At 64.3% G+C, this 22,993-nt stretch carries 14 protein-coding genes; 8 read left to right on the top strand and 6 right to left on the bottom strand.

Going from position 1 to position 22,993, the window contains the following annotated elements; translation table 11 throughout:
* Positions 1 to 32 precede the first annotated feature (32 nt).
* The 8 genes from treZ to FAZ11_RS08850 all read left to right on the top strand — a co-directional run bounded on the left by treZ (position 33) and on the right by FAZ11_RS08850 (position 12,667).
* A complete protein-coding gene (treZ, locus tag FAZ11_RS08885; protein ID WP_081319929.1) occupies positions 33 to 1,838 on the top strand; it encodes a malto-oligosyltrehalose trehalohydrolase in 1,806 nt (601 codons plus the stop codon).
* On the top strand, positions 1,835 to 3,901 hold the full coding sequence (malQ, locus tag FAZ11_RS08880) for a 4-alpha-glucanotransferase (protein WP_058771850.1): 2,067 nt from the start codon (positions 1,835 to 1,837) through the stop codon (positions 3,899 to 3,901). Before treZ ends, malQ begins: the two co-directional genes overlap by 4 nt.
* Entirely contained in the window at positions 3,898 to 6,702 is a 2,805-nt protein-coding gene (treY, locus tag FAZ11_RS08875) for a malto-oligosyltrehalose synthase (RefSeq protein WP_137279178.1), read from the top strand. The genes malQ and treY overlap by 4 nt, the downstream gene beginning before the upstream one ends.
* The gene (locus FAZ11_RS08870) at positions 6,702 to 7,184 is read left to right on the top strand and encodes a DUF2934 domain-containing protein (RefSeq protein WP_058763212.1); all 483 of its coding nucleotides are present in this window, start codon (positions 6,702 to 6,704) and stop codon (positions 7,182 to 7,184) included. Before treY ends, FAZ11_RS08870 begins: the two co-directional genes overlap by 1 nt.
* A 248-nt stretch (positions 7,185 to 7,432) precedes the next feature.
* Positions 7,433 to 9,622: a glycogen debranching protein GlgX gene (gene glgX / locus FAZ11_RS08865; protein WP_058763210.1), complete on the top strand. Its 2,190-nt coding sequence runs from the start codon at positions 7,433 to 7,435 to the stop codon at positions 9,620 to 9,622.
* Entirely contained in the window at positions 9,619 to 10,380 is a 762-nt protein-coding gene (locus FAZ11_RS08860) for an endonuclease/exonuclease/phosphatase family protein (RefSeq protein WP_058763208.1), read from the top strand. Before glgX ends, FAZ11_RS08860 begins: the two co-directional genes overlap by 4 nt.
* Positions 10,377 to 11,621 (top strand): cardiolipin synthase ClsB, encoded by a 1,245-nt coding sequence (clsB, locus tag FAZ11_RS08855; protein WP_058763206.1) that lies wholly within the window; start codon positions 10,377 to 10,379, stop codon positions 11,619 to 11,621. The genes FAZ11_RS08860 and clsB overlap by 4 nt, the downstream gene beginning before the upstream one ends.
* On the top strand, positions 11,618 to 12,667 hold the full coding sequence (locus FAZ11_RS08850) for a lysylphosphatidylglycerol synthase transmembrane domain-containing protein (protein ID WP_058771847.1): 1,050 nt from the start codon (positions 11,618 to 11,620) through the stop codon (positions 12,665 to 12,667). The genes clsB and FAZ11_RS08850 overlap by 4 nt, the downstream gene beginning before the upstream one ends.
* Positions 12,668 to 12,673: 6 nt before the next feature.
* Here the strand turns inward: FAZ11_RS08850 and FAZ11_RS08845 are convergent, their stop codons facing one another.
* From FAZ11_RS08845 to FAZ11_RS24960, 6 genes are all read right to left on the bottom strand, one after another.
* Positions 12,674 to 13,402 (bottom strand): polysaccharide lyase family 7 protein, encoded by a 729-nt coding sequence (locus tag FAZ11_RS08845; protein ID WP_058771846.1) that lies wholly within the window; start codon positions 13,400 to 13,402, stop codon positions 12,674 to 12,676.
* Between the two features lie 88 nt (positions 13,403 to 13,490).
* Entirely contained in the window at positions 13,491 to 15,710 is a 2,220-nt protein-coding gene (gene glgB, locus FAZ11_RS08840; protein ID WP_058771845.1) for a 1,4-alpha-glucan branching protein GlgB, read from the bottom strand.
* The gene (treS, locus tag FAZ11_RS08835; RefSeq protein ID WP_058782442.1) at positions 15,707 to 19,036 is read right to left on the bottom strand and encodes a maltose alpha-D-glucosyltransferase; all 3,330 of its coding nucleotides are present in this window, start codon (positions 19,034 to 19,036) and stop codon (positions 15,707 to 15,709) included. Before treS ends, glgB begins: the two co-directional genes overlap by 4 nt.
* Before the next feature lie 135 nt (positions 19,037 to 19,171).
* Positions 19,172 to 21,175, bottom strand: a complete 2,004-nt coding sequence (locus tag FAZ11_RS08830) for an alpha-1,4-glucan--maltose-1-phosphate maltosyltransferase (RefSeq protein WP_058782443.1) — start codon at positions 21,173 to 21,175, stop codon at positions 19,172 to 19,174.
* Between the two features lie 468 nt (positions 21,176 to 21,643).
* A complete protein-coding gene (gene nadE, locus FAZ11_RS08825) occupies positions 21,644 to 22,474 on the bottom strand; it encodes an ammonia-dependent NAD(+) synthetase (RefSeq protein ID WP_058782444.1) in 831 nt (276 codons plus the stop codon).
* Positions 22,471 to 22,980 carry a CinA family protein gene (locus tag FAZ11_RS24960; protein WP_058763245.1) on the bottom strand — a complete coding sequence of 170 codons (510 nt, stop codon included), beginning with the start codon at positions 22,978 to 22,980 and terminating at the stop codon, positions 22,471 to 22,473. The genes nadE and FAZ11_RS24960 overlap by 4 nt, the downstream gene beginning before the upstream one ends.
* Positions 22,981 to 22,993: the final 13 nt, after the last annotated feature.

Genomic DNA, 22,993 nt, shown 5'->3' with positions numbered 1-22,993 from the left:
TTCTGCCGTCCGGCTTCGGGAGTTTTCCATCCATGACTGATATTTCGCGCGACGCAGCCGCAGTGACCGGGGGCTACGCCTGGCAGACCCGTGCCGGTGCCACGCTGTTGAGCAAGGACCGCACGCTGTTTCATTTCTGGGCGCCCAGTGCCGACGCCGTGTCGGTGGCCCTGGAAGGCGGCATGACCATCCCCCTGGAAGCCCAGGACGACGGCTGGTTCAGCGTCGAGGCCCAGTGTGGCGCGGGAACGCGCTATCGCTATCAGATCGGCGATCAACTGGTGCCCGACCCTGCCTCCCGCGCCCAGGCCGGCGATGTCCACGAGCCGAGTATCGTCATCGACCCTACCACCTACCACTGGCAAACCGTGGAGTGGCAGGGTCGCCCCTGGCACGAGAGCGTCATCTACGAATTGCACGTCGGTACCCTCGGCGGCTTCTCCGGGGTGGAGAAACTGGTGCCGCGCCTGGCGGCCCTGGGCATCACCGCCATCGAACTGATGCCGCTGTCGGAATTTCCCGGCGGCCGCAACTGGGGCTATGACGGGGTGCTGCCCTACGCCGTGGAAGCGTCCTACGGCACGCCGGACGACCTCAAGTCGCTGATCGACACCGCCCACGCCCATGGCGTGATGGTCTACCTGGACGTGGTCTACAACCACTTCGGCCCGGACGGCAACTACCTGCACGCCTACGCCGAGCGTTTCTTCCGCGAAGACATCCACACGCCCTGGGGCGCCGCCATCGACTTCCGCCAGGATGCCGTACGCCGCTACTTCATCGACAACGCCCTGATGTGGCTGATGGAGTACCGCTTCGACGGCCTGAGATTCGATGCCGTGCACGCCATCAATGACAAAGGCTTCCTGGAAGAAATGGCCGAGGAAATCCGCGCCACCGTGGAGCCGGGTCGCCATGTCCATCTGATGCTGGAAAACGAGGACAACACCGCCACCCTGCTTGGCGGCAAGCACTACAACGCCCAGTGGACGGACGACTGGCATAACGTTATCCATCCGCTGTTGACCGGCGAGGACGAGGGCTACTACCAGGACTTCACCCAGGACGCGACCGCCAAGCTGGTGCGCTGCCTGGGCGAGGGCTTCATCTACCAGGGCGAGCAGACCCGCCATGGCAAGGCTCGCGGCGAGCCGAGCAAGGACCTGCCCGCCTCGTCCTTCATCGTCTTCCTGCAGAACCACGACCAAGTGGGCAACCGAGCCTTCGGTGAACGCCTCACCCGCCTCGCCCCGGAGCCGGCGCTGCGTGCCGCCACCGCCCTGCTGCTGCTCAGCCCGATGATCCCGCTGTTGTTCATCGGCGAGGAATGGGGCAGCCGCCAACCCTTCCTGTTCTTCACCAGCCACAACGAGGAGTTGGCGGAACTGGTACGCGACGGGCGCCGCAACGAATTCAAGGATTTCGATTTCTTCACCAGTGAAGAGCATCGCCAGCAGATCCCCGACCCGAACGCGCCCAAGACCTTCGAGGATTCCAAACCCAACTTCGGCGAGGCGGATCAGCCCGACCATGCCGCTTGGATCGCGCTCTATCGGGAGTTGCTGGAGATCCGCCACAAGGAACTCTTCCCGCGTCTGGAGGGCGCCCGTGCCACCGGCGCCGAGGCGCTGGCCGACCGCGCCGTACGGGCCGGCTGGACCCTGGCCGATGGCAGTCGCCTGACCATCGAACTCAACCTCAGCGAAGCCCCGGTGAAGGTGGCTGAGCAATCGAACGGCGAGCTGCTGCACAGCAGCGATGCCAAGGCTGTCGCTCAGCGCCAGGAGGGCCAACTGGCCGCTCATACGGCGCTGGTCTGGCTGGAGAAAAAGGCATGAGCGGGGATCGCCTGGAACAGCTGGCCAAGGCGGCCGGCATCGCCATCGAATGGACGGCCTACGATGGCCAGCGCCAGCGGGTAAGCCCCGAGGCGTTACGCAACCTGCTCAAAGCCATCGAATTGCCGGCCGATAGCGACGCCGACATAGAGGCGAGTCTGCGCAAGCTGGCCGAGGTGGGCGACAAGGACCATCTGCCGCCCCTGATCACCGCGCTGGTGGGCAAACCCGTCGGGACGCCGGATCAATTCAAGAGCGGCGTCCGCTACCAGGTGCAACTGGAAGGTGGCGAGCGCCTGGAAGGCACCGTGGACGCCCGGGGGCAACTCCCGGCTATCGAGCAGCCGGGTTACCACCAAGCAGAGATCGACGGCAGACCGCTGACCCTCGCGGTAGCGCCCGAGCGTTGCTACACCATCGCCGACGCGACCGGCGACGAACACGCCCGGTTGTGGGGACTGGCGGTGCAGCTCTACAGCCTGCGACGCGAAGGAGGTAGCGGCGCGGGGGATCTGCAGGGCCTGGTGCAACTCGCCAAGGCCGCTGCCAGCAAGGGTGCCGACGCCCTGGCCATCAGCCCGCTGCACGCCATGTTCAGCGCCGATGGCAGTCGCTACAGCCCCTACTCGCCCTCCAGCCGGGTGTTCTTCAACGTGCTCTATGCGGCGCCGGAGTTGGTCTTCGGCGCCGACCGCGTGCACCAGGCCATGGAACGGGCCGGCCTGCAGGCGGAAGCCGAGCGCCTCGAACAGCTGGAGCTGATCGACTGGCCGGCGCTGGCGAAGCTGCGCCTGCGCCTGCTGCGTACCCTGCACCTGGATTTCCGTACCGCAGACGGCGAACTGCGCCAGCGCTTCGAGACGTTCCGCCGCGAGGGCGGTGAAGCCCTGGAAAATCACTGCCGCTTCGAGGCCCTGCATGCCTCCTTCACCCAAGGCGAGGCGTCGCCGAGCTGGCAGCACTGGCCGCCGCAGTACCGCGATCCAAAGAATCCGGCGGTGGCCGAATTCGCCGAGCACCATGCCCAGGATGTGGAGTTCTATGCCTTCACCCAGTGGCTGGCCAGCGAAGGCCTGGCCGCGGCGCAGCGGCAGTGCCGCGACGCCGGGATGCACATCGGCCTGATCGCCGACATCGCCGTGGGCGCGGACGGCGGTGGTAGCCAGGCCTGGAGTCGCCAGGAAGAGCTGCTGGCCTCGGTCACCGTCGGTTGCCCGCCGGACCTGCTGAACCAGAAGGGCCAGGGCTGGGGTATTTCCGCCTTCTCGCCCACCGGCATGGTCAAGCACGGCTTCCGGGCCTTCATCGAGATGCTCAGGGCCAACTTCGCCCATGCCGGAGGCGTGCGTATCGATCACGTGATGGGCCTGCAACGCCTGTGGCTGGTGCCCGAGGGCGCCTCGCCCGCCGATGGCGCCTACCTCTCCTACCCCATCGACGACCTGCTGCGGCTGGTCGCTCTGGAGTCCTGGCGCTATCGCTGCGTGGTCATGGGCGAAGACCTGGGCACGGTGCCCGAAGGCTTCCGCGAGCGGCTGGCCGAACGCGCCGTCATGGGCATGCAGATCCTGCTGTTCGAGCGCGATGGCAAGGCGTTCAAGGCGGCCAAGGCCTGGTCCGCCACGGCCATGGGCATGCCCACCACCCACGACCTGCCGACCCTCACCGGTTGGTGGCAGGGCCGCGATGCCGACTGGCAGGAAAAGTTGGGCCTGCTGCCCGATGGCACCAGCCGGGAAGACCAGTTGGCCGAACGTGCCGAGGATCGCCGTCACCTGGCCAAGGTGCTGCACCTGGAAGATACCAGCGTCGACAACGTCGAGGCGGCGGTCGACGCGGCCATCGACTTCATCGGTCGTACCCCGGCGCCCTTGATCATCCTGCCGGTGGAAGACGCCCTGGGGCAGCTGGAGCAGGCCAACCTGCCCGGCACCACTAATGAACACCCCAATTGGCTGCGCCGCTGGGATGCGCCCGCGGATCGTCTGCTGGACGCCGCCACCCCTGAACGACGCCTAAGCGTGCTGAGCGCTGCTCGTAACAATCCGGAGATCACTCGATGAGTCGCTTGCGCGCTACCGTACGCCTGCAGTTCCACAAGGATTTCACCTTCGACGATGCCCTGCCCCTGGTGGAGTACTACGCCAAGCTGGGTATCAGCCATTTCTATGCGTCTCCTATCACGACCGCCCGCGCCGGCTCCGTGCACGGCTACGACGTGGTGGACCCGACCCGGGTGAACCCGGAGCTGGGCGGTGAAGAGGCGCTGCGCCGCCTGGTCGCCCGGCTGCGCGAGCACGGCATGGGTCTGATCGCCGACTTCGTGCCCAACCACACCAACGTGGGCGGTTCGGAAAACGCCTGGTGGCTCGACATCCTCGAATGGGGCCGCCAGAGCCGCTACGCCGGCTTCTACGACATCAACTGGTACGGCCCCGATCCGGATCTGCAAGGCCAGGTGCTGCTGCCCTTCCTCGGCGATGCCTATGGCAACGTCCTGCAGGCCGGCGAACTCAAGCTGGTGTTCGATGCGGAACAAGGCGCCTTCCGCGTGGAGTACTACGCCCACCACTTCCCCATCAATCCCGGCACCTATGGCCAGATCCTGCGCGAGAGCGACCTGCCCCAGCTGAGCCTGTTCGCGGATGCCTTCTCCGCCCGCGCCAAGGACCAGGCAGAAGCCCGGGGCGCCCAGCGCCAGCTGGCGGATGCCGCCAAGGAGCCCGCTGTCGCCGCCGCCATCGACAAGGCCATCGCCGCCTTCGATGGTAGCCAGCCGGATAACCAGGAACGCCTGCATGCCCTGCTGGAGAGCCAGCACTATCGCCTGGCCAGCTGGCGCACCGCCTCGGATGACATCAACTGGCGGCGGTTCTTCGACATCACCGAACTGGGCGGCCTGCGCATGGAGCGCCACGAGGTGTTCGAGGAAACCCATTCGCTGATCTTCCGCCTGATCAGCGAAGGCCTGCTCGACGGCCTGAGACTCGACCACATCGATGGCCTGGCCAATCCGCGCGCCTATTGCCGCAAGCTGCGCCGCCGGGTGGACGATCTCTGCGCCAGCCGATCCGGTGGTGCACCGGAAGATGGCTTCCCCATCTACATCGAGAAGATCCTCGCCGAGGGTGAACACCTGCGCGAAGGCTGGGGCATCGACGGCACCACTGGCTACGAATTCATGAACGAGGTCTCGGCGGTCCAGCACGATGCCCGTGGTGAAGCACCCCTGCGCAAGTTCTGGGCGGAAACCACCGGCCGTACCGAAGACTTCCTCGAAGAGGTACGGGAGGCGCGGCGCCTGGTACTCACCACGGCGCTGAACAGCGAATTCGAGTCGGCCGTGCATACCCTGCACCTGCTGGCCCAGCAGGATTGGCGGACCCGTGACACCAGCCAAGGCGCCATTCGCCGGGTGCTGCTGGAGTTGATCGTGCAGTTCAAGGTCTATCGCACCTACGCCGGCGCGGCGGGTTTCGTCGGCAACGATGCCCAGTGGTTCGACACCGCCCTGGAAGCGGCGCGGCCCCATGTCAGCGAGGCGGAGCAACCCTTGCTCGAGCAATTGCGTGCCTGGCTGGGTGGCGAGGCGCCGCGCCACAAGCCGGTGGGCAGCCTGGCCCGTCGCGAACAGCGTCGCGCCATCACCAAGTTCCAGCAGCTCACTTCGCCCATCGCCGCCAAGGCGGTGGAAGACACCGCCTGCTATCGCTCCGCGCCCCTGCTCTCACGTAACGACGTCGGCTTCGACCCCCAGCATTTCGCCCAGCCAGTGAGTGCCTTCCATGAAGCCAGCGGCTGGCGCGCCGAGCACTTCCCGCGCAACATGCTGACCACGGCGACCCACGACCACAAACGTGGTGAAGACACCCGGGCGCGCTTGGCAGTGGTATCGGAAAAACCAGAGGCCTATATCGCTCAGGTCAGCCGCTGGATGCAGCAGGCCGCACCTTTGCGTGGCCAGTGGAACGAAGCGCCCGCTCCCACCCCCGGTGACGAGCTGATGCTCTACCAGACCCTGCTCGCCAGCTGGCCGTTGGACCTGCAGGCGGACGACAGCAAGGGCCTGCAGGCCTATCTGGAGCGCCTGCTGCAATGGCAGGAAAAAGCCTTGCGCGAAGAGAAGCTGGAGTCGGACTGGTGGGCGCCGAATGGCGACTACGAAGCCGCCTGCAAAGCCTTCCTGGAAGGCTTGCTCACCGATGACAAATACCGCTCGCTGCGTGGCGAAATCGTCGCTGCCGTGCAGGAACTAGCCCCGGCCGGTGCCCTGAATGGCCTGGTCCAACTGCTGCTGCGCAACACGGCGCCTGGCGTTCCCGATCTCTATCAGGGTGGTGAGTTCTGGGACTTCAGCCTGGTGGAGCCAGACAACCGCCGCGCCGTGGACTACGCCCCGCGCCAGGACGCCCTGGCGCAGCAGGCTTCCGCTGTGGAAGCCTTGGCGAATTGGCAGAACGGTGAGGTCAAGCAGCAGGTATTGGCCGCCGTGCTGCAATTGCGCAAGCAGCAGCCGCGCCTGTTCACCGAAGGCAGCTATGTACCCCTGACGGTCGAAGGTGCGCGCGCGGCGAACGTGCTCGCCTTCGCGCGCACCTGGGAAGAGCAGGCGGTCATCGTCGTGGTGCCGCTACACACGTCCAGCCTGTTGGAAGCCGGTGGGAAAATCAGCTTTTCTGCGGATGCCTGGCAAGACACTCGGATAAAACTCCCTGAAACCTTGTCCATGTACCGTTTTGGGGAAACTTTCGTCCCCTCATCTGTCCATGACCAAAAGAAAGAGCTATCTATCGGCGAGGTTCTGGCACGTTTTCCGCTTGGATTGCTCAGCACACAAGACACCACTCAAGGAGCCGCACCGTAATGACCCAAAAAGACGAACGCATTCAGCAGCTCGCCTATCAGATCTGGGAGTCTGAAGGACGGCCGGCGCACGAACATGATCGCCATTGGGAAATGGCGACCCGACTGTACGAAGCCGAACAGGAAGGTGTGGCCAAGAAAACCGTCGCCAAGAAGCCACGGGCGACCAAGACCACGACCAGCAAGGCGCCTGCCAGCAAGGTCAGCACCACTGGCAAGACCAAGAGCGGCAGTGAGAAGGCTGCGACCGAGGCGGCGGCCGAAGGCCAGTCCGTGACCGAGAAGGTCGAGGCGGCGGCGAAGAAGGTGGTGTCCAAGGCCAAGCAGGCGGTCAAGCCCAGCGCCAGCAAGGCCAGTGCGAGCAAGGCCAAGCCGGACGCGAACGTTGAAGCGACGGGTGTTGGCGTGGCTCCCGCTACGCCGAAGAAACCTCGCGCGTCGCGCGCCAAGGCTCCCGCCGCAAAACCCGCTGCAAGCGAGTGATGTGATGCCCCGGCCTGGCCGTTCGGCCAGGCCTTCCCCTGCCGCCTCGTGGTGGCCCGCGCTTCATCCGAAATTCCCCGATTTTTTTAGAAAAAACAACGCTTTGTCGGCTCGCTCAGGAGTGCCGGAACTGCGCTGCGTCGGGCCTTTCATATACACGTAGCCGGATCTGTATCGATTCAGCCACCGGCAGGTATTGAGAGCCGACTCAGAGCTACTTCCTTCCCAGCTATCCCGAGAGCGTCAAGATGACTTCAACTGATTCCCACAAGCCGTTAACCGAAGCGACCACTTTCATCAGTAAGTCCAAGTCTCGTGTGCGTGAGGGACTACCCTATCCACTGGGCGCCACCTGGGACGGTTCTGGCGTGAACTTCGCCATCTTCTCCGCCAACGCCACCAAGGTGGAACTGTGCCTCTTCGATGATGAAGGCAAGGAAGAGATCGAGCGCATCGAGTTGCCGGAATTCACCAACGAAATCTGGCACGGCTACCTGCCCGACGCCCGCCCGGGCACCCTGTACGGCTACCGCGTCCATGGCCCCTACGAGCCGCAGAACGGTCACCGTTTCAACCATAACAAGCTGCTGATCGATCCCTATGCCAAGCAGATCGTCGGCGAGCTGGAGTGGAACGATGCCCTGTTCGGCTACACCATCGGCCATCCCGATGGCGACCTCTCCTTCGATGAGCGTGACAGCGCGCCCTTCATGCCGCGCTGCCGGGTGATCGACCCCGCCTTCACCTGGGGTAACACCACCCATCCCCGGGTCCCGCGCGACCGCACCGTGTTCTACGAGACCCACGTCCGCGGCTACACCATGCAGCACCCGGCGGTTCCCGAGAACGCCCGCGGCACCTTCTCCGGTCTGCAGGAAAGCGAGGTGATCGACTACATCAAGTCCCTCGGCGTGACCTCCGTCGAGCTGATGCCGATCCACTATTTCCTGGATGACAACCACCTGCTGGAAAAGGGTCTGAGAAACTTCTGGGGCTACAACACCCTGGCGTTCTTCGCCCCGCACTCGCGCTACATGGCCAGCCAATCCATCGGCGAGTTCAAGGTGATGGTCGCGCGCATGCACAACGCCGGCCTCGAGGTGATCCTCGACGTGGTCTACAACCACACCGCCGAAGGCAACGAGATGGGGCCGACCCTCTCGCTCAAGGGCATCGACAACGCCAACTACTACCGGCTGATGCCCGATGATGCGCGTTACTACATCAACGATACCGGCACCGGTAACACCCTGAACATGAGCCACCCCTGCGTGCTGCAGATGGTGACCGACTCGCTGCGCTACTGGGCCACCGAGATGGGCGTAGACGGCTTCCGCTTCGACCTGGCCACCATCCTCGGCCGCGAGCCGGACGGCTTCGACGAAGGCGGCGGCTTCCTGCACGCTTGCCGGCAGGACCCGATCCTGGCCGAGACCAAACTCATCGCCGAACCCTGGGACTGCGGCCCCGGTGGCTACCAGGTGGGCAACTTCCCGCCCGGCTGGATGGAGTGGAACGACACCTTCCGCGACACCGCCCGCGCCTTCTGGAAAGGCGATGAGGACCAGATCGGCGACTTCGCGAAGATCTTCCTGGGCTCCGGTGACAAGTTCAATCGCCGCGGCCGCAAGCCCTACTCTTCCGTCAACTTCGTCACCGCCCACGATGGCTTCACCCTGGCCGATACCGTGTCGTACAACGACAAGCACAACGAGGCCAACGGCGAGGACAACAAGGACGGTCACTCCCACAACCTGTCGTGGAACTGCGGCGCCGAAGGCGAGACCGACGATCCGGAAATCATCGAACTGCGCTACCGCCAGATGCGCAACCTGCTGGCCACCCTCTTCCTCTCCCAGGGCACGCCGATGCTGCTGGCGGGTGATGAATTCGCCCGCACCCAAGGCGGCAACAACAACGCCTATTGCCAGGACAGCGAGATCGGCTGGGTCAACTGGGAGATCAGCGAGAAGAGCGCCGAGTTACAGGAATACGTGCGCACCCTGATCGACCTGCGCCGACGCTACCCGCTACTGCGCCGGAGCCGCTTCTTCACCGGCGTCTACAACGAGGAATTGGGCGTCAAGGACGTCACCTGGTTGCAACCCAGCGGCGACGAGATGGGCGTGGAGCAATGGCAGGACGGCAGCAACAAGTGCATGGGCATCCTGCTCGATGGTCGTGCTCAGCCGACCGGTATTCGTCGCAAGGGTGCGGATACCTCGCTGCTGATTCTGGTCAATGCTCATTATGATGTGGTGGATTTCACCCTGCCGGAGGTCCCCCAGGGCGAGCATTGGGCGTTGCAACTCGACACCAATCAGCCGGACCTGGACGCGGGTGACGTCTTCAACTTCGGAGATACCTATCAGGTCACCGGACGCTCGGTATTGCTGTTCGAGCTGACCCAGACCAAGCGGAGGAAACGCCAGGCATGACGAACGCGCAACAGGGTTTTTCGTTCAAGGTCCTGACCATCAATACGCACAAGGGCTTCACGTCCTTCAATCGCAAGTTCATCTTGCCGGAATTGCGTGAAGCGGTGCGGACGGTGTCAGCGGACATTGTCTTCTTGCAGGAGGTATTGGGCACCCACGAAAAACACCCGTTGCGCTTCGAGAACTGGCCGGCGGCGCCGCAGTACGAATTCCTGGCCGATTCGATGTGGACCGACTTCGCCTACGGGCGCAATGCGGTCTACCCGGACGGCCACCACGGTAATGCGGTGCTGTCGAAGTTTCCCATCGTCAGTTACGACAACTTCGACATTTCCATCGCCGGTCCGGAAAAGCGCGGGATGCTGCATTGCGTTCTGCGCCTTCCGGACCAGGCGGTGGATCTCCACGTGATCTGCGTGCACCTGGGTCTGCGCGAGAAGCATCGCCAGATGCAGATGAAGTTGATCTGCGAACACATCAACTCCCTGCCCAGCGACGCCCCCGTCGTGGTGGCCGGGGACTTCAACGACTGGCGCCAGAAGGCCAACGACATCCTTGGCCAGGGCGCAGGACTCGAAGAGGTATTCATGAAGACCGCAGGGCGACTACCCAAGACCTTCCCGGCGAAGCGCCCGCTGCTTTGCCTGGATCGCATCTACACGCGCAACGTCAGTGTGGGTCGCCCCCAGGTGCTGGGCAATCAGCCCTGGTCGCATCTGTCCGACCACGCGCCTCTCGCCGCGGACTTCCACCTATGAACTTCGAGTGGCGGGACGGAAACCGCATCACCTTGCTGGAAAACGGCGAGGACTTCTTCCCACGCGTGTTCGAGGTGATCCGCGCCGCCGAGCGCGAGGTCATCATCGAGACCTTCATCCTCTTCTACGACAAGGTCGGCAAGGCCCTGCAGGAAGAGTTGGTAGCGGCAGCCAAACGCGGCGTCCAGGTGGACATCACCGTGGATGCCTACGGCTCGCCCGATCTGCCGCGCGAGTTCATCGACGAGATGGTCCAGGCCGGCGTGCGCTTTCGCTACTACGATCCGCGCCCCCTGGTGATGGGCATGAGGACCAACCTCTTCCGTCGCCTGCACCGCAAGATCGTGGTGGTGGATGCCCGCCTCGGCTTCATCGGGGGCATCAATTATTCCGCCGAGCACCTGGGCGACTTCGGGCCTGAAGCCAAGCAGGATTACGCCGTCGAGGTGGAAGGCCCCATCGTCGACGACATCCACCGCTTCGCCCGCGACGCCATCGACTCCCCGGAAGAGACTCATCGCTGGTGGGGCAAGCGTTCGCGCAAGCCGGCCAACAATCGCCATCCCGGCAATGCCCAGGCGTTGTTCGTCTACCGCGACAACGACCAGCATCGCGCGGACATCGAGCAGCACTACCTGGAGATGCTGCGTACGGCCAAGCGCGAGGTAGTGATCGCCAACGCCTACTTCTTCCCGGGCTATCGGCTGCTGCGCGAGATGCGCAATGCGGCGCAACGCGGGGTGCGGGTGATCCTGATCGTCCAGGGCGAGCCGGACATGGCCATCGTCAAGGTGGGCGCCCAGATGCTCTACAACTACCTGGTGAAGGCTGGCGTCGAGATCTACGAATACTGCCTGAGACCCTTGCACGGCAAGGTCGCGACCATGGACGAACACTGGTCCACGGTCGGTTCGAGCAACCTCGATCCGCTGAGCCTGTCGCTGAATCTCGAGTGCAACCTGATCTTCCACGACCACGACTTCAATCGCGAACTGCGCGGTCGGCTGGAGCAACTGATCCAGAATCACTGTGAGCACGTGGACAGCAGCAAGGTGCCCAAGCGTACCTACTGGCACCTGGCCAAGACCATGCTGGTGTTCCACTTCCTGCGCCACTTCCCCGCCTGGGTGGGCTGGCTTCCCGGCCATACGCCCAAGATCGAGTTGATCAATCCCTCGGCCCAGCACGAGCTCGAAACCCAGGACCGGGTGGATTCCTCGATTTCAAGGTGCCAACGATGAGCAGCCGTAGCGATACCCTCGATCACGCCCCTGGCGACGAGGACGACCAGCAGGCGACAGACAAGCCACAGAACGGCCGCTGGGCCCTGGCCAAGAAGATCCTGACCTGGGCCTTCCTGATCGCCGTGGTGGTGCTGCTGGTGATCTACGCCCGCAAGGTGGACTGGGGCGAGGTCTGGAAGGTCTTCACCGGCTACAAGTGGACGACCCTACTGATGGCCGGCGGCCTGGTAGTGCTGTCGTACATCATGTACGGCTGCTACGACCTCATTGGCCGGGCCTATTGCGGTCACAAGCTGGTCAAGCGGCAGGTGTTCCTGGTGTCCTTCATCTGCTATGCCTTCACCCTTACCCTGAGTACCTGGGTGGGTGGCATCGGCATGAGGTACCGGCTCTATTCGCGATTGGGGCTTTCCAGCGGCACCATCACGCGGATCTTTTCCCTCAGCATCGCCACCAACTGGCTCGGCTACATCCTGCTGGCCGGCGGCATCTTCGTCAGCGGCGTGGTGGACATGCCGTCCAATTGGTTTGTCGGCGATACCACTCTGCGGCTGACCGGCGTCGGTCTGATGGCCTTCATCGTCTTCTACCTGGCGGTCTGCGCCTTCGCCAAACAACGGGAATGGACGGTACGCAAACAGCGCCTCGCCCTGCCCTCGCTGCGCATGGCCTGCATCCAGCTGGTGGTGTCTTCGATCAACTGGATGGCCATGGCCGCCATCGTCTACCTGTTCCTCGGACGCCAGGTGGACTACCTACACGTGCTCGGCGTGCTGCTGCTTTCCAGTATCGCCATGGTCATCGTCCATATCCCTGCGGGCGTGGGCGTATTGGAAACGGTGTTCATCGCCCTCCTGGCCAACGATGGCCTGTCCCAGGGCAAGATCATCGCCGCCCTGCTCGGCTATAGAACGCTCTACTTCATCGTCCCGCTGCTGATCGCGGCTGTGCTCTATTTCGCGCTGGAGAGCCGCGCCAAGAAGCTCAAGGTGAGCAACGATCGGCGTGAAGAGCGCAAGCAGCAGGAAGCCCACGACCACTGACAGTCGTCAGCGGTTGTTGGGTTGGTGCATCGAAACCAGCCTATAGAAAAGCACGCGCCCGCCTTCGCTGGCGGGTCCCTCCGCATCGCGTAGGCGCGCCCCGGCCTTAAAGTACAGATGATGGCTGCTCCAGGCATTGTCCAGTTGCAGGCCCAGGTCACCCGTACGGGAGCCCGCGCCATGGGCACGCACGCTGAGCACCCCGCTGCGCGCCAGCTTGATGTCGTAGCTGAAGCGACTGTTGAGTGGCAGGTGTTCCAACAGCACTACGTCCTTGGGACTGTCGTTCGGACTTTCGCGCAGGCGGGCGATTAGGCGGCCCTGGTGGACCGGACCCTTGGTATCGCTCGCCTCCTCCTCCTGGTAGACCATTTGCAGTAGTGCCTGCGGCGCCGAGTCTGGCGGACTCGCCTGATCTTCGATCTCGCTGATGATGACTTCAGGACGAGACGGCACCTGCTGCACCGCCGCTTCCGCCTGCAGCAGGGCGTCGCCCTCGCGATACTTCCAGGCATAGGCACTGCCATCCGGGCGCGTCTCGCGCAGCTCGGTGGCAGGATAGTCGTTGAAGGGTTGCGGCGTGCCGGTCACCGGTACCCAGAACAGCAACGAACCACCGTTGCCACGGACCAGATAGGGGCTATGAAAACGGTTGCTATTCAGCTCGGCGGTCTGTACCTGGGCCACGGGTAGCGGCACGGGTACCGTCAGATTCCATTCGGCGAGATCGATCATGGGCTTCTCGGTTGCCAGGCGCCTGACAGCATCGCGCAGTTTGGCGACGCTGTCAGCGCGTAGCGCCCATAAGCGGGCGCACCCAGGTTCAGCCCTGCGGCTTGAACACCAGCAGACCGAGCGGCGGCAGGTTGAGGTTCAGGGACGTCGGCTGGCCGTGGGCCGCGATTTCCTCGGTGTTGACACCGCCACCATTGCCGACGTTGGAACCGCCATAGCATTCGGCATCGCTGTTGAAGATCTCCTGCCAATGGCCCGCCCCAGGTACACCCACGCGGTAATCGTAGCGGGGGACCGGGGTGAAGTTGGCGATCACCAGCAAGGGCCGTTGCTGGGCGTCGCGCCGCAGCCAGGCGAAGACGCTGTTGCCGTTGTCGTCGCCTACCACCCAATCGAAGCCCTCGGGCAGATGGTCGCGCTGGTGCAAGGCCGGTTCCTGGCGATACAGGCGGTTGAGATCGGCCAGCAACTGCTTCACCCCGCGGTGGGTACCGTGCTCCAGCAGGAACCAGTCCAGCTCGCGGTCATGGCTCCATTCCCGCCACTGGCCGAATTCGCAGCCCATGAACAGCAGCTTCTTGCCCGGATGAGTCCACATGAAGCTCAGGTAGTTACGCAGGTTGGCGAACTTCTGCCAGTTGTCGCCCGGCATCTTCTCGATCAGCGACCCCTTGCCGTGTACCACCTCGTCGTGGGAGATGGGCAGGACGAAGCGCTCGGACCAGGCGTACACCAGGCCAAAGGTCATCTGGTGGTGGTGGTATTGGCGATAGACCGGGTCCTCTTCCACATAGTGCAGGGTGTCGTGCATCCAGCCCATGTTCCACTTGTAGTCGAAGCCCAGCCCGCCCTCGCTCACCGGCGCGCTGACTCCCGGCCAGGAGGTGGATTCCTCGGCGATCACCAGGGCACCCGGCGCCTCTTCGTGGACCACCTCGTTGAGATGGCGCAGGAAGGCGATGGTCTCCAGATTCTCGCGACCGCCATGGACGTTGGGGATCCACTCGCCCTGCTTGCGCGAATAGTCGCGATAGAGCATGGAGGCCACCGCATCGACGCGCAGGCCATCGATGTGGAAGTGCTTCAGCCAGTGCATGGCCGAGGCCAGCATGAAGCCGTGCACCTCGTGGCGCCCCAGGTTGTAGATGTAGGTATTCCAATCCTGGTGGAAGCCCTCGAAGGGGTGCTCGTATTCGTACAGGGCGGTGCCGTCGAAGCGGGCCAGGCCGTGTTCGTCGGTGGGAAAGTGCGCCGGTACCCAGTCGAGGATGACGCCGATGTTGGCCTGGTGGCAGGCATCGACGAAGGCGGCGAAATCCGCCGGCGTGCCGAAGCGCGAGGTCGGCGCGAACTGGCCCAACGGCTGGTAACCCCAGGAGCCGCTGAAGGGGTGCTCCATGATCGGCAGCAACTCGATATGGGTGAAGCCCATCTCGTGGATATAGGGAATCAGGTGCTTGGCCAGCTCGCGCCAACTGTACAGGCGACCTTCGTCCCCTCCTTCGCGGCGCCAGGACCCGGCGTGCAGCTCGTAGATGGACAGCGGCGCTTCCAGCCCCTGCCGTTCACGACGGTGCGCCATCCAATCCTGGTCGCGCCAGACGAAGGGAGTGTTGTCGGCCACCACCGAGGCGGTGCGCGGTGGCAACTCCGCCGCCAGGGCGATGGGATCGGCCTTGAGCGGCAGCACGCCGTACTGGCCGAGGATCTCGTACTTGTAGGCGGTGCCCACCGGCAGGCGGGGGACGAACAGTTCCCAGACGCCACTATTGGCCCGCAGGCGCATGGGCAGGCGACGACCGTCCCAGGAGTTGAAGTCGCCCACCACCGAGACGCGCCGGGCGTTGGGCGCCCAGACGGCGAAGCGCACGCCTTCCACGCCGTCGACCTGACAGCGCTGGGCACCGAAGGTCTCGCCGAGATTGCGGTGACGACCTTCGTTGAACAGATAGAGATCGGTCTCGCCCAGCAGGACACCGAAGGAATAGGGATCTTCGGTTTCCTGCACCCCGCTCGGCCAGCGAATGACCAGCTTGTAGGGGGCGGCGTAGTCCAGCCGGGTGACGAACAGGCCGGGCACGCGCCCGGGCTGCATCTGGGCCAGGGGCCGACCGCTCATGCGGTCGACCAGTTCGACGCCCAGGGCATTGGGCAGGAAGGCGCGGACGATCACGCCCTCGCCATCGGCATGGGGGCCGAGGATGGCGAAGGGATTACCGTGTTCGCCACGTGCCAGCGACTCGGCCTCGGCGGCCGAGAGGCGGACGTCGTCGAAGGGGACGACGGGGGCGGTGGACTGATCGGTCATGCGCGGGCTCCAGACAAGAGGGTCTCGACGATAGCGGCGACGCCGCGTAGCGGGATGTTGATCCAGGTGGGTCGGTTGGCAGCCTCGTAGCCTATCTCATAAACCGCTTTTTCCAGGCTGTAGAGATCCAGCGCCGCCTGTTCGCCCCGCTCGCCCCACTGATGGCCGATACCGGCCGCCGCGGTGCGGTAGGCTTCCAGGAAGGCCGCATAGGACGACTTCCGATAGGTTTCCGCGGCCTGGGCACGCAGCCGCTGGTGCTCTTCCGAGGTATCGGCTCCGCTGTTGCTGACCTGGGTCACCATGGCCGCGGCGTAGTCGAAGGAGCGCAGCACGCCAGCGACGTCCTTGTAGGGGCCGTACTTGCCGCGCCGCTCCTCCAGCGAACGCGCCGGCTCACCCTCGAAGTCGATGAGGATGGCGTCGTCCTGAGCCACCAGGACCTGGCCCAGGTGCAGATCGCCATGGACGCGGATGCGCAGCCCGCCCTCGACGTCGGCAGCCAGGGCTTCGATGCGCTTGGCCAGGGCCTCACGCTTGCCGACCAGCCCGGCGAGCAACTCCTGGCTGGCGGCGTCGAGCTGGTCGCGCATACCTTGCAAGGTATCCAGGGCACCATCCACCTGTACCCGCACCCGGTGCGCCAGGTCCTTGGCCGCCTTGGCGTCCACGGTTTCCGGCGCGAAGGCGGCATCCTCGGTGGGCTGGGCCAGGACCACGTGCATCTCGCCCAGGCGCTTGCCCAGCACGCCGGCGAAGGCGGTCAGATCGCCCATGGCGGTGAACTCGTTCTCCACGTTGGAGATGCCGCCGCTGAGCAAATCGCGGGTCACGCGGTCCAGGGTGTCCAGGCTCCACTTCCAGGCATCGCCCTGGTTGTGGATGTGCTGCTGCACCAGCATCAGCACATGGGGCGTGCCGTCCGGCGCGATACGCTGGGCCACGGCGTGGGTGGCGGCGATGTTGGCGAAGCCGGCCTGGGCCAGGTAGCGCCCCATCTCCACCTCGGGATGGATGCCCGCGGCCACCTTGCGGATCAGCTTGAGCATCAGGTGATCGCCGACGATCAACGAGCTGTTGGACTGCTCCACGCCCAGGTGCTTGATCTCGGTGCTGGGGTCCAGGGCCAGATCTTCGGGATTGTCATAGACCTCGAAGCTCAGTTCACCCTCTGGCAGCGCGATCTTGGCCCCCTTGCGGAAGGCGTCGAACACCCCGTGCACGAAGCTGGTCAGGGCGAAGGCATCGGTCACCAAGCCCACGCGGCGCACATGGCGGATGCGCGAGATAGCCAGCTGGGTAGCCAGGGGGCTGCAATGCTGGTCCTCTTCGGCGAGGAAGCCCAGCGGCAGCGCATAGCGCTCTTCGCCCTTGGCGTTGGTCACCACCACCTCGGTGAACATCACCGGCAACTTGGGCGTGTTGATCTGGGCGGCATAGTCCAGGCGTACGCTGGTGATGGCTTCGTCCTTGGAGCCGAACCAGCGACGCTTGGGCAGATAGACCGGCAGCACCTCTTCGAAGATGCGTCGCGGATCGCCGCTGAGCAGCTCCTGCAGATGACGCTTGATCACCACCGTCTGGTAGTCGGGCATGGGCGCCGGCGGCTCGGTGTGCCAGGCCGGCAGGTGCTCGTTGCCCGCCAGGTAGAACCAGTAGAAGCCATAGGGCGGCAGGGTCAGCATGTAGGGCAGCTGGCCGATGGGCGGGAAGGCGCTACCACCGATCATCTCCACCGGGACCTGGCCGGCGAAGCTGGACAGATCCAGCTCCACCGCCTGGGCGGCACGGGAGACGTTGGCCACGCAGAGGATGGTCTCGTGCTCGCCCTGGGCGTTGGTGAAGTTGCGCAGGTAGGCCAGGATGCGCCTGTTGGTCGGCGACAGCATCTTCAGGGTGCCACGACCGAAGGCCTTCTGCTGCTTGCGCACGGCGAGCATGCGTCGCGTCCAGTTGAGCAGCGAATGCGGATCGCGGGACTGGGCCTCGACGTTGATCGCCTGGTAGCCGTAGAGCGGGTCCATGATCGAGGGCAACACCAGGCTGGCTGGGTCGGCGCGGGAGAAGCCGCCATTGCGGTCGACCGACCACTGCATGGGGGTACGGACGCCATCGCGGTCGCCCAGGTGGATGTTGTCACCCATGCCGATCTCGTCGCCGTAATACAGCGTCGGGGTACCGGGCATGGACAGCAACAGGCTGTTGAGCAGCTCGATGCGGCGACGGTCGCGTTCCAGCAGGGGTGCCAGGCGACGGCGGATGCCCAGGTTGATGCGCGCCCGGCGATCCGAGGCGTAGTAGTTCCAGAGGTAGTCCCGCTCGCGGTCGGTCACCATCTCCAGGGTCAGTTCGTCGTGGTTGCGCAGGAAGATCGACCACTGGCAGTTGGCCGGGATCTCCGGGGTCTGGCGCAGGATGTCGGTGATGGGGAAGCGGTCTTCCTGGGCGATGGCCATGTACATGCGCGGCATCAGCGGGAAGTGGAAAGCCATGTGGCATTCGTCGCCGTCACCGAAGTACAGCTGGGTGTCTTCCGGCCACTGGTTGGCCTCGGCCAGCAGCATGCGGTCGGGGTAGTTGGCATCGATCTCGGCCCGGATTTCCTTGAGCACCGCGTGGGTCTCGGGCAGGTTCTCGTTGTTGGTGCCGTCACGCTCCACCAGGTAGGGAATGGCGTCCAGGCGCAGGCCATCGACGCCCATGTCCAGCCAGTACCTCATGATGGAGATGACCGCCTTCATGACTTGGGGATTGTCGAAGTTCAGGTCCGGCTGGTGGGAGTAGAAACGGTGCCAGAAGTACTGGCCGGCCACCGGGTCCCAGGTCCAGTTGGACTTCTCGGTATCGAGGAAGATGATGCGGGTGCCGTCGTACTTCTGGTCGTCATCGGACCAGACGTAGAAATTACGCGCGGCCGAGCCCTTCTTGGCGCGGCGGGCGCGCTGGAACCAGGGGTGCTGGTCGGAGGTGTGGTTGATGACCAGCTCGGTGATCACCCGCAGGCCACGGGCATGGGCCTCGGCGATGAACCTCTTGGCATCGGCCATGGTGCCGTAGTCGGGGTGGATGCCGCGGTATTCGGCGATGTCGTAGCCATCGTCGCGGCGCGGCGAGGGATAGAACGGCAGCAGCCAGATGGTGTTGACGCCGAGGCTGGCGATGTAGTTCAGCTTCTCGATCAGGCCGGGGAAGTCGCCGATGCCATCGTTGTTGGAGTCGAAGAACGACTTCACGTGCACCTGGTAGATGACCGCGTCCTTGTACCAGAGCGGATCGTCGATGAAGGCAGCGGGTTTGCGGGAACGAGCTTTATTGGGTTTTGCCATGTCGTCAGGTCCTTAACAGGGCGTCTGAATCGAATGCGTGCACCGGTCGTCCAGGCCACCGGCGATGGTGGTGGGTCAGGCCCCCGGCGCAGGATCGCTTCCTGCGCCGGGCGGCCCGCGCCACCGGAGAGAGCGCTAGTGGGCCGGCTGGATGCGCCAGATGCCGAAGGGCATCGACGGCTCCAGGCGCGTCCATTGGGTCTTGCCGTGCCAGGCCCAGCGATGCCCGGTCATCAGGTCCTCGCCGAGGGTGGTGGCATTGTCGTCGAGGCCGAATTCCCACAGCGGGAGTTCGAAACTACCTTCCTGGGCATTGAAGGGATCGAGGTTGATGGCGACCAGGACGAAGTTGCCCAGGTCGTCGGTGCGCTTGCCGAAATAAAGGATCTGGTCGTTCCAGCAGTTGTAGAACTCCAGGCCCAGATGGGTCTGCAGCGCCGGATTCTGCCGGCGGATGCGATTGAGCTGGGCGATCTCGGCCATGATGTTGCCCGGCGCATAGAAGTTGCGCGGGCGCAGCTCGTACTTCTCCGAGTCCAGGTACTCTTCCTTGCCCGGCGTGAGCGGCGCGCCTTCGCAGAGTTCGAAGCCGGCATACATGCCCCAGAGGCCGGACCCCATGGTGGCCAGCGCCGCCCGGATCAGGAAACCGGGGCGCCCGCTGGTCTGCAGGAAGGTCGGGTTGATGTCCGGGGTGTTGACGAAGAAATTCGGCCGGTAGCAATCGCGCAAGGGCGCTTCGTTGAGCTGGGTGAAGTACTCGGTCAGCTCGGCCTTGGTGTTGCGCCAGGTGAAGTAGGTGTAGCTCTGGCTGTAGCCGACCTTGCCCAGACGCGCCATCATCGCCGGCTTGGTGAAGGCTTCGGCCAGGAACATGACGTCGGCGTCGCGACCGCGGATATCGGCGATCAGCCACTCCCAGAAGGGCAACGGCTTGGTGTGGGGATTGTCGACGCGGAAGATCTTCACCCCCTGCTCCACCCAGTGCCAGACCACGTCGCGCAGGGCCAGCCACAGATCGGGAATCGAGTCCTTGGCGTAGAAGTCGACGTTGACGATGTCCTGGTACTTCTTCGGCGGATTCTCGGCATAGCGCATGGAGCCATCCGGACGCCAGGAGAACCAGCCCGGATGTTCCCTGAGCCAGGGATGGTCGGGCGAGCACTGGATGGCGAAGTCCAGGGCGATCTCCAGGCCGTGGTCGGCCGCCGCCGCGACCAGGGCGCGGAAGTCTTCCAGGGTACCCAGTTCGGGATGCACGGCATCATGGCCACCATCCGGGCTGCCGATGGCATAGGGACTGCCCGGCTGATCCGCCCCGGCGCCCAGGGTGTTGTTCTTGCCCTTGCGATGGGCCAGGCCGATCGGATGGATCGGCGGGAAGTACAGCACGTCGAAGCCCATGTCACGCACACGCGGCAGTTCACCGATCACGTTGCGGAAGGTGCCATGGCGCTGGGGATCGTCGGTGATGGAACGCGGGAAGAGTTCGTACCAGCTGGCGAATTCGGCCCGAACCCGTTCGATGTCCAACGGATATTCGATGCTGTGGGTGAGGTGCTCATAGGCGTCCACCGGCGTCATCGCCTGGCTCGCCTCGGCCCCCAGCAGTACCGCGACCTTGTCACCTTCGCTGGGCGCTTGCTCCAGCCGCTGCAGCAAGGCCTCCAACGGCGCCCGTTGCTCGCCTTCCGCGCGGGACAGCGCCTGCTCCACATGAATGCGGCCTTCCTGCAACTCCAGGTTCAGCGGCACACCAGCGGCATGCTTCTTTTCGATCTCGTAGCGGTAGGTGCCCCAGACGTCCCACCAGGCCTGGACCACGAATTCGTAGCGGCCCACCGTCGGCGGGGTGAAGCGGCCACGCCAGAGGTCATTGGTTTCCAGTACCAGCGGCGCCTGCTGCCAGTCTTCCTCGCCCTCCTGGCGCCAGAGGATGGCCGCGGCGAGCTTATCGTGCCCATCGGCGAAGATCTTGGCGGTCACTTCGACGACCCGACCGGCGATGCCCTTGGCGGCGAACTGGCCATTATCGACCGCCGGGGTGACCGATTCGATGGCGATGCGCGGCGTTTGCGCAGCGGTAGCGGGATCGAGGGAAAGGGTGGAAAAAGAACCGGGGAGATCGGTGTTCGACATCGAGCCTGACTCCATCATCTTGAGACGCGTGAAAGGTCGCATCGCCCAAGCGATACGACCTAGATCATGACCCCGCTACTGCCTGACGTCTTTCCGCAAAGCCGGCTGCCGTCCCCCTTGGCTGGGGATGCCCTGGATCTGGAAGGATGCGCCACGAACCCCGGCAGCCACCTTTCCAGACCGCCGCGTCAGCTTCGATACCGGAAAGGCTAGCGCGGGTGTGTCTGAAAGAGTCTGAGCCACGAGGGCGCGCAAAAGTTCAGCGCCGCAACATCGACCAACAGCCCTCCTCTACACCGTGAAAACATTTAAAAACAATTGTTTACCAAGACTCTATTAAGTTATTTCTCATAGCTGAAAAATGACCCGGCAAACAGCGTCCGTTCAGCCACGCAAGGCGCCAATCGACGCCTCCCTCAAGTGAACTGTATGAAAATTCACTTCATATAACTGACATAACCTATTGATTTAAATGAAGGGCGTATAGGGAAGATCACGCTTGTGGGCGCTGCGCCGATAGGTGTTGAGGATGATCTCCAGGGTTGCCGGGCTGACCGGTTTGCCTTCGAGAAAGTCATCGATCTCGGCATAGGTGATGCCGAAGGCATCCTCGTCCGCCTTGCCTGGTGACAGGGATTCGAGGTCCGCAGTCGGTACCTTGTGCACCAGGGCGTCGGGCGCGCCCAGCCACTCGGCTACCGCCCTGACACGCCGCTTGTTCAGGCCATGCAGCGGCGTGAGGTCACAGGCGCCATCGCCGAACTTGGTATAGAAGCCCATCAGGGCTTCCGCGGCATGGTCGGTGCCTATGACCAGGCCGCGACGGGCGCCGGCCACGGCGTATTGGGCGATCATGCGCTGGCGCGCCTTGATGTTGCCCAGGGTGAAGTCCTCGTGCAGCTCGTCGTCGAAGGCCACCCGAGCCTCGCGCACCGACGCGAGCATGGCATCGCTGGCGGGTTTGACGTTGACGGTATGGGTCTCGTCGGGCTGGATGAATTGCAAGGCACGCTGGGCATCCTCCTCGTCACGCTGAACGCCATAGGGCAGGCGCATGGCGATGAATCTCAGGCGGGCATTGCCGCTCTCCTCCCGCGCCCGCTCCACCGCCAGTTGCGCCAGGCGGCCAGCGGTGGAGGAATCCACCCCGCCGCTGATGCCCAGCACATAGCTTTCCTGCCGACTCTGCAGCAGGTAATCCTTGAGGAATTGGATGCGCCGGTCGGCCTCCTCGGCCGGATCGAAATGGGCGGGCACCTGCAGGGCCTGGATGATGTCGCGCTGCTGGGCGTCGGTCATCGGGCGTTCTCCTTGAGTTCGCGTTCGAGACGCTGGTGATAGGGCACTACACCCGCCAGACTGTGCCGGGCGGCGGCCAGTTGGACGGCTTCGCGGTCGCCGGAAAAATGCTGGGTCTCAGCATAGAGCACGATGTCGTCACCCGCTCGATAGCCCCAGGCGAAACAGACGGTGCCTTCGGGAATACCATCAGCGCCGCCCGGCCCGGCCAGCCCGGTGTTGGCGATGGCCACCTGGGCCGGGCTGTCGCGCAAGGCACCAGCGGCCATCTCCCGGGCGACTTCCTCGCTGGTGAGGTTGTAGCGCTCGATGGTCTCCGGCTTCACCCCCAGCAGGCGCTGCTTGGCCTCCGGGGAATAGACGACGTAACCCGACTCGATACAGCTACCGCTGCCGGGCACTTCGGACAACAGCCCGACCACCTTGCCGGCGGTGCAGGACTCCGCCGTGGTGAGCTGCAGCTCACGCGTCTTGAGATAGTCCAGCATGGACTCGATGATGTTCATGGACGTCTTCCAC

The organism is Pseudomonas rhizoryzae (assembly GCF_005250615.1).
Classification (GTDB): domain Bacteria; phylum Pseudomonadota; class Gammaproteobacteria; order Pseudomonadales; family Pseudomonadaceae; genus Chryseomonas; species Chryseomonas rhizoryzae.
Note: the sequence above shows the minus strand (reverse complement) of the source record. Positions and strands in the feature narration are given on the sequence as shown.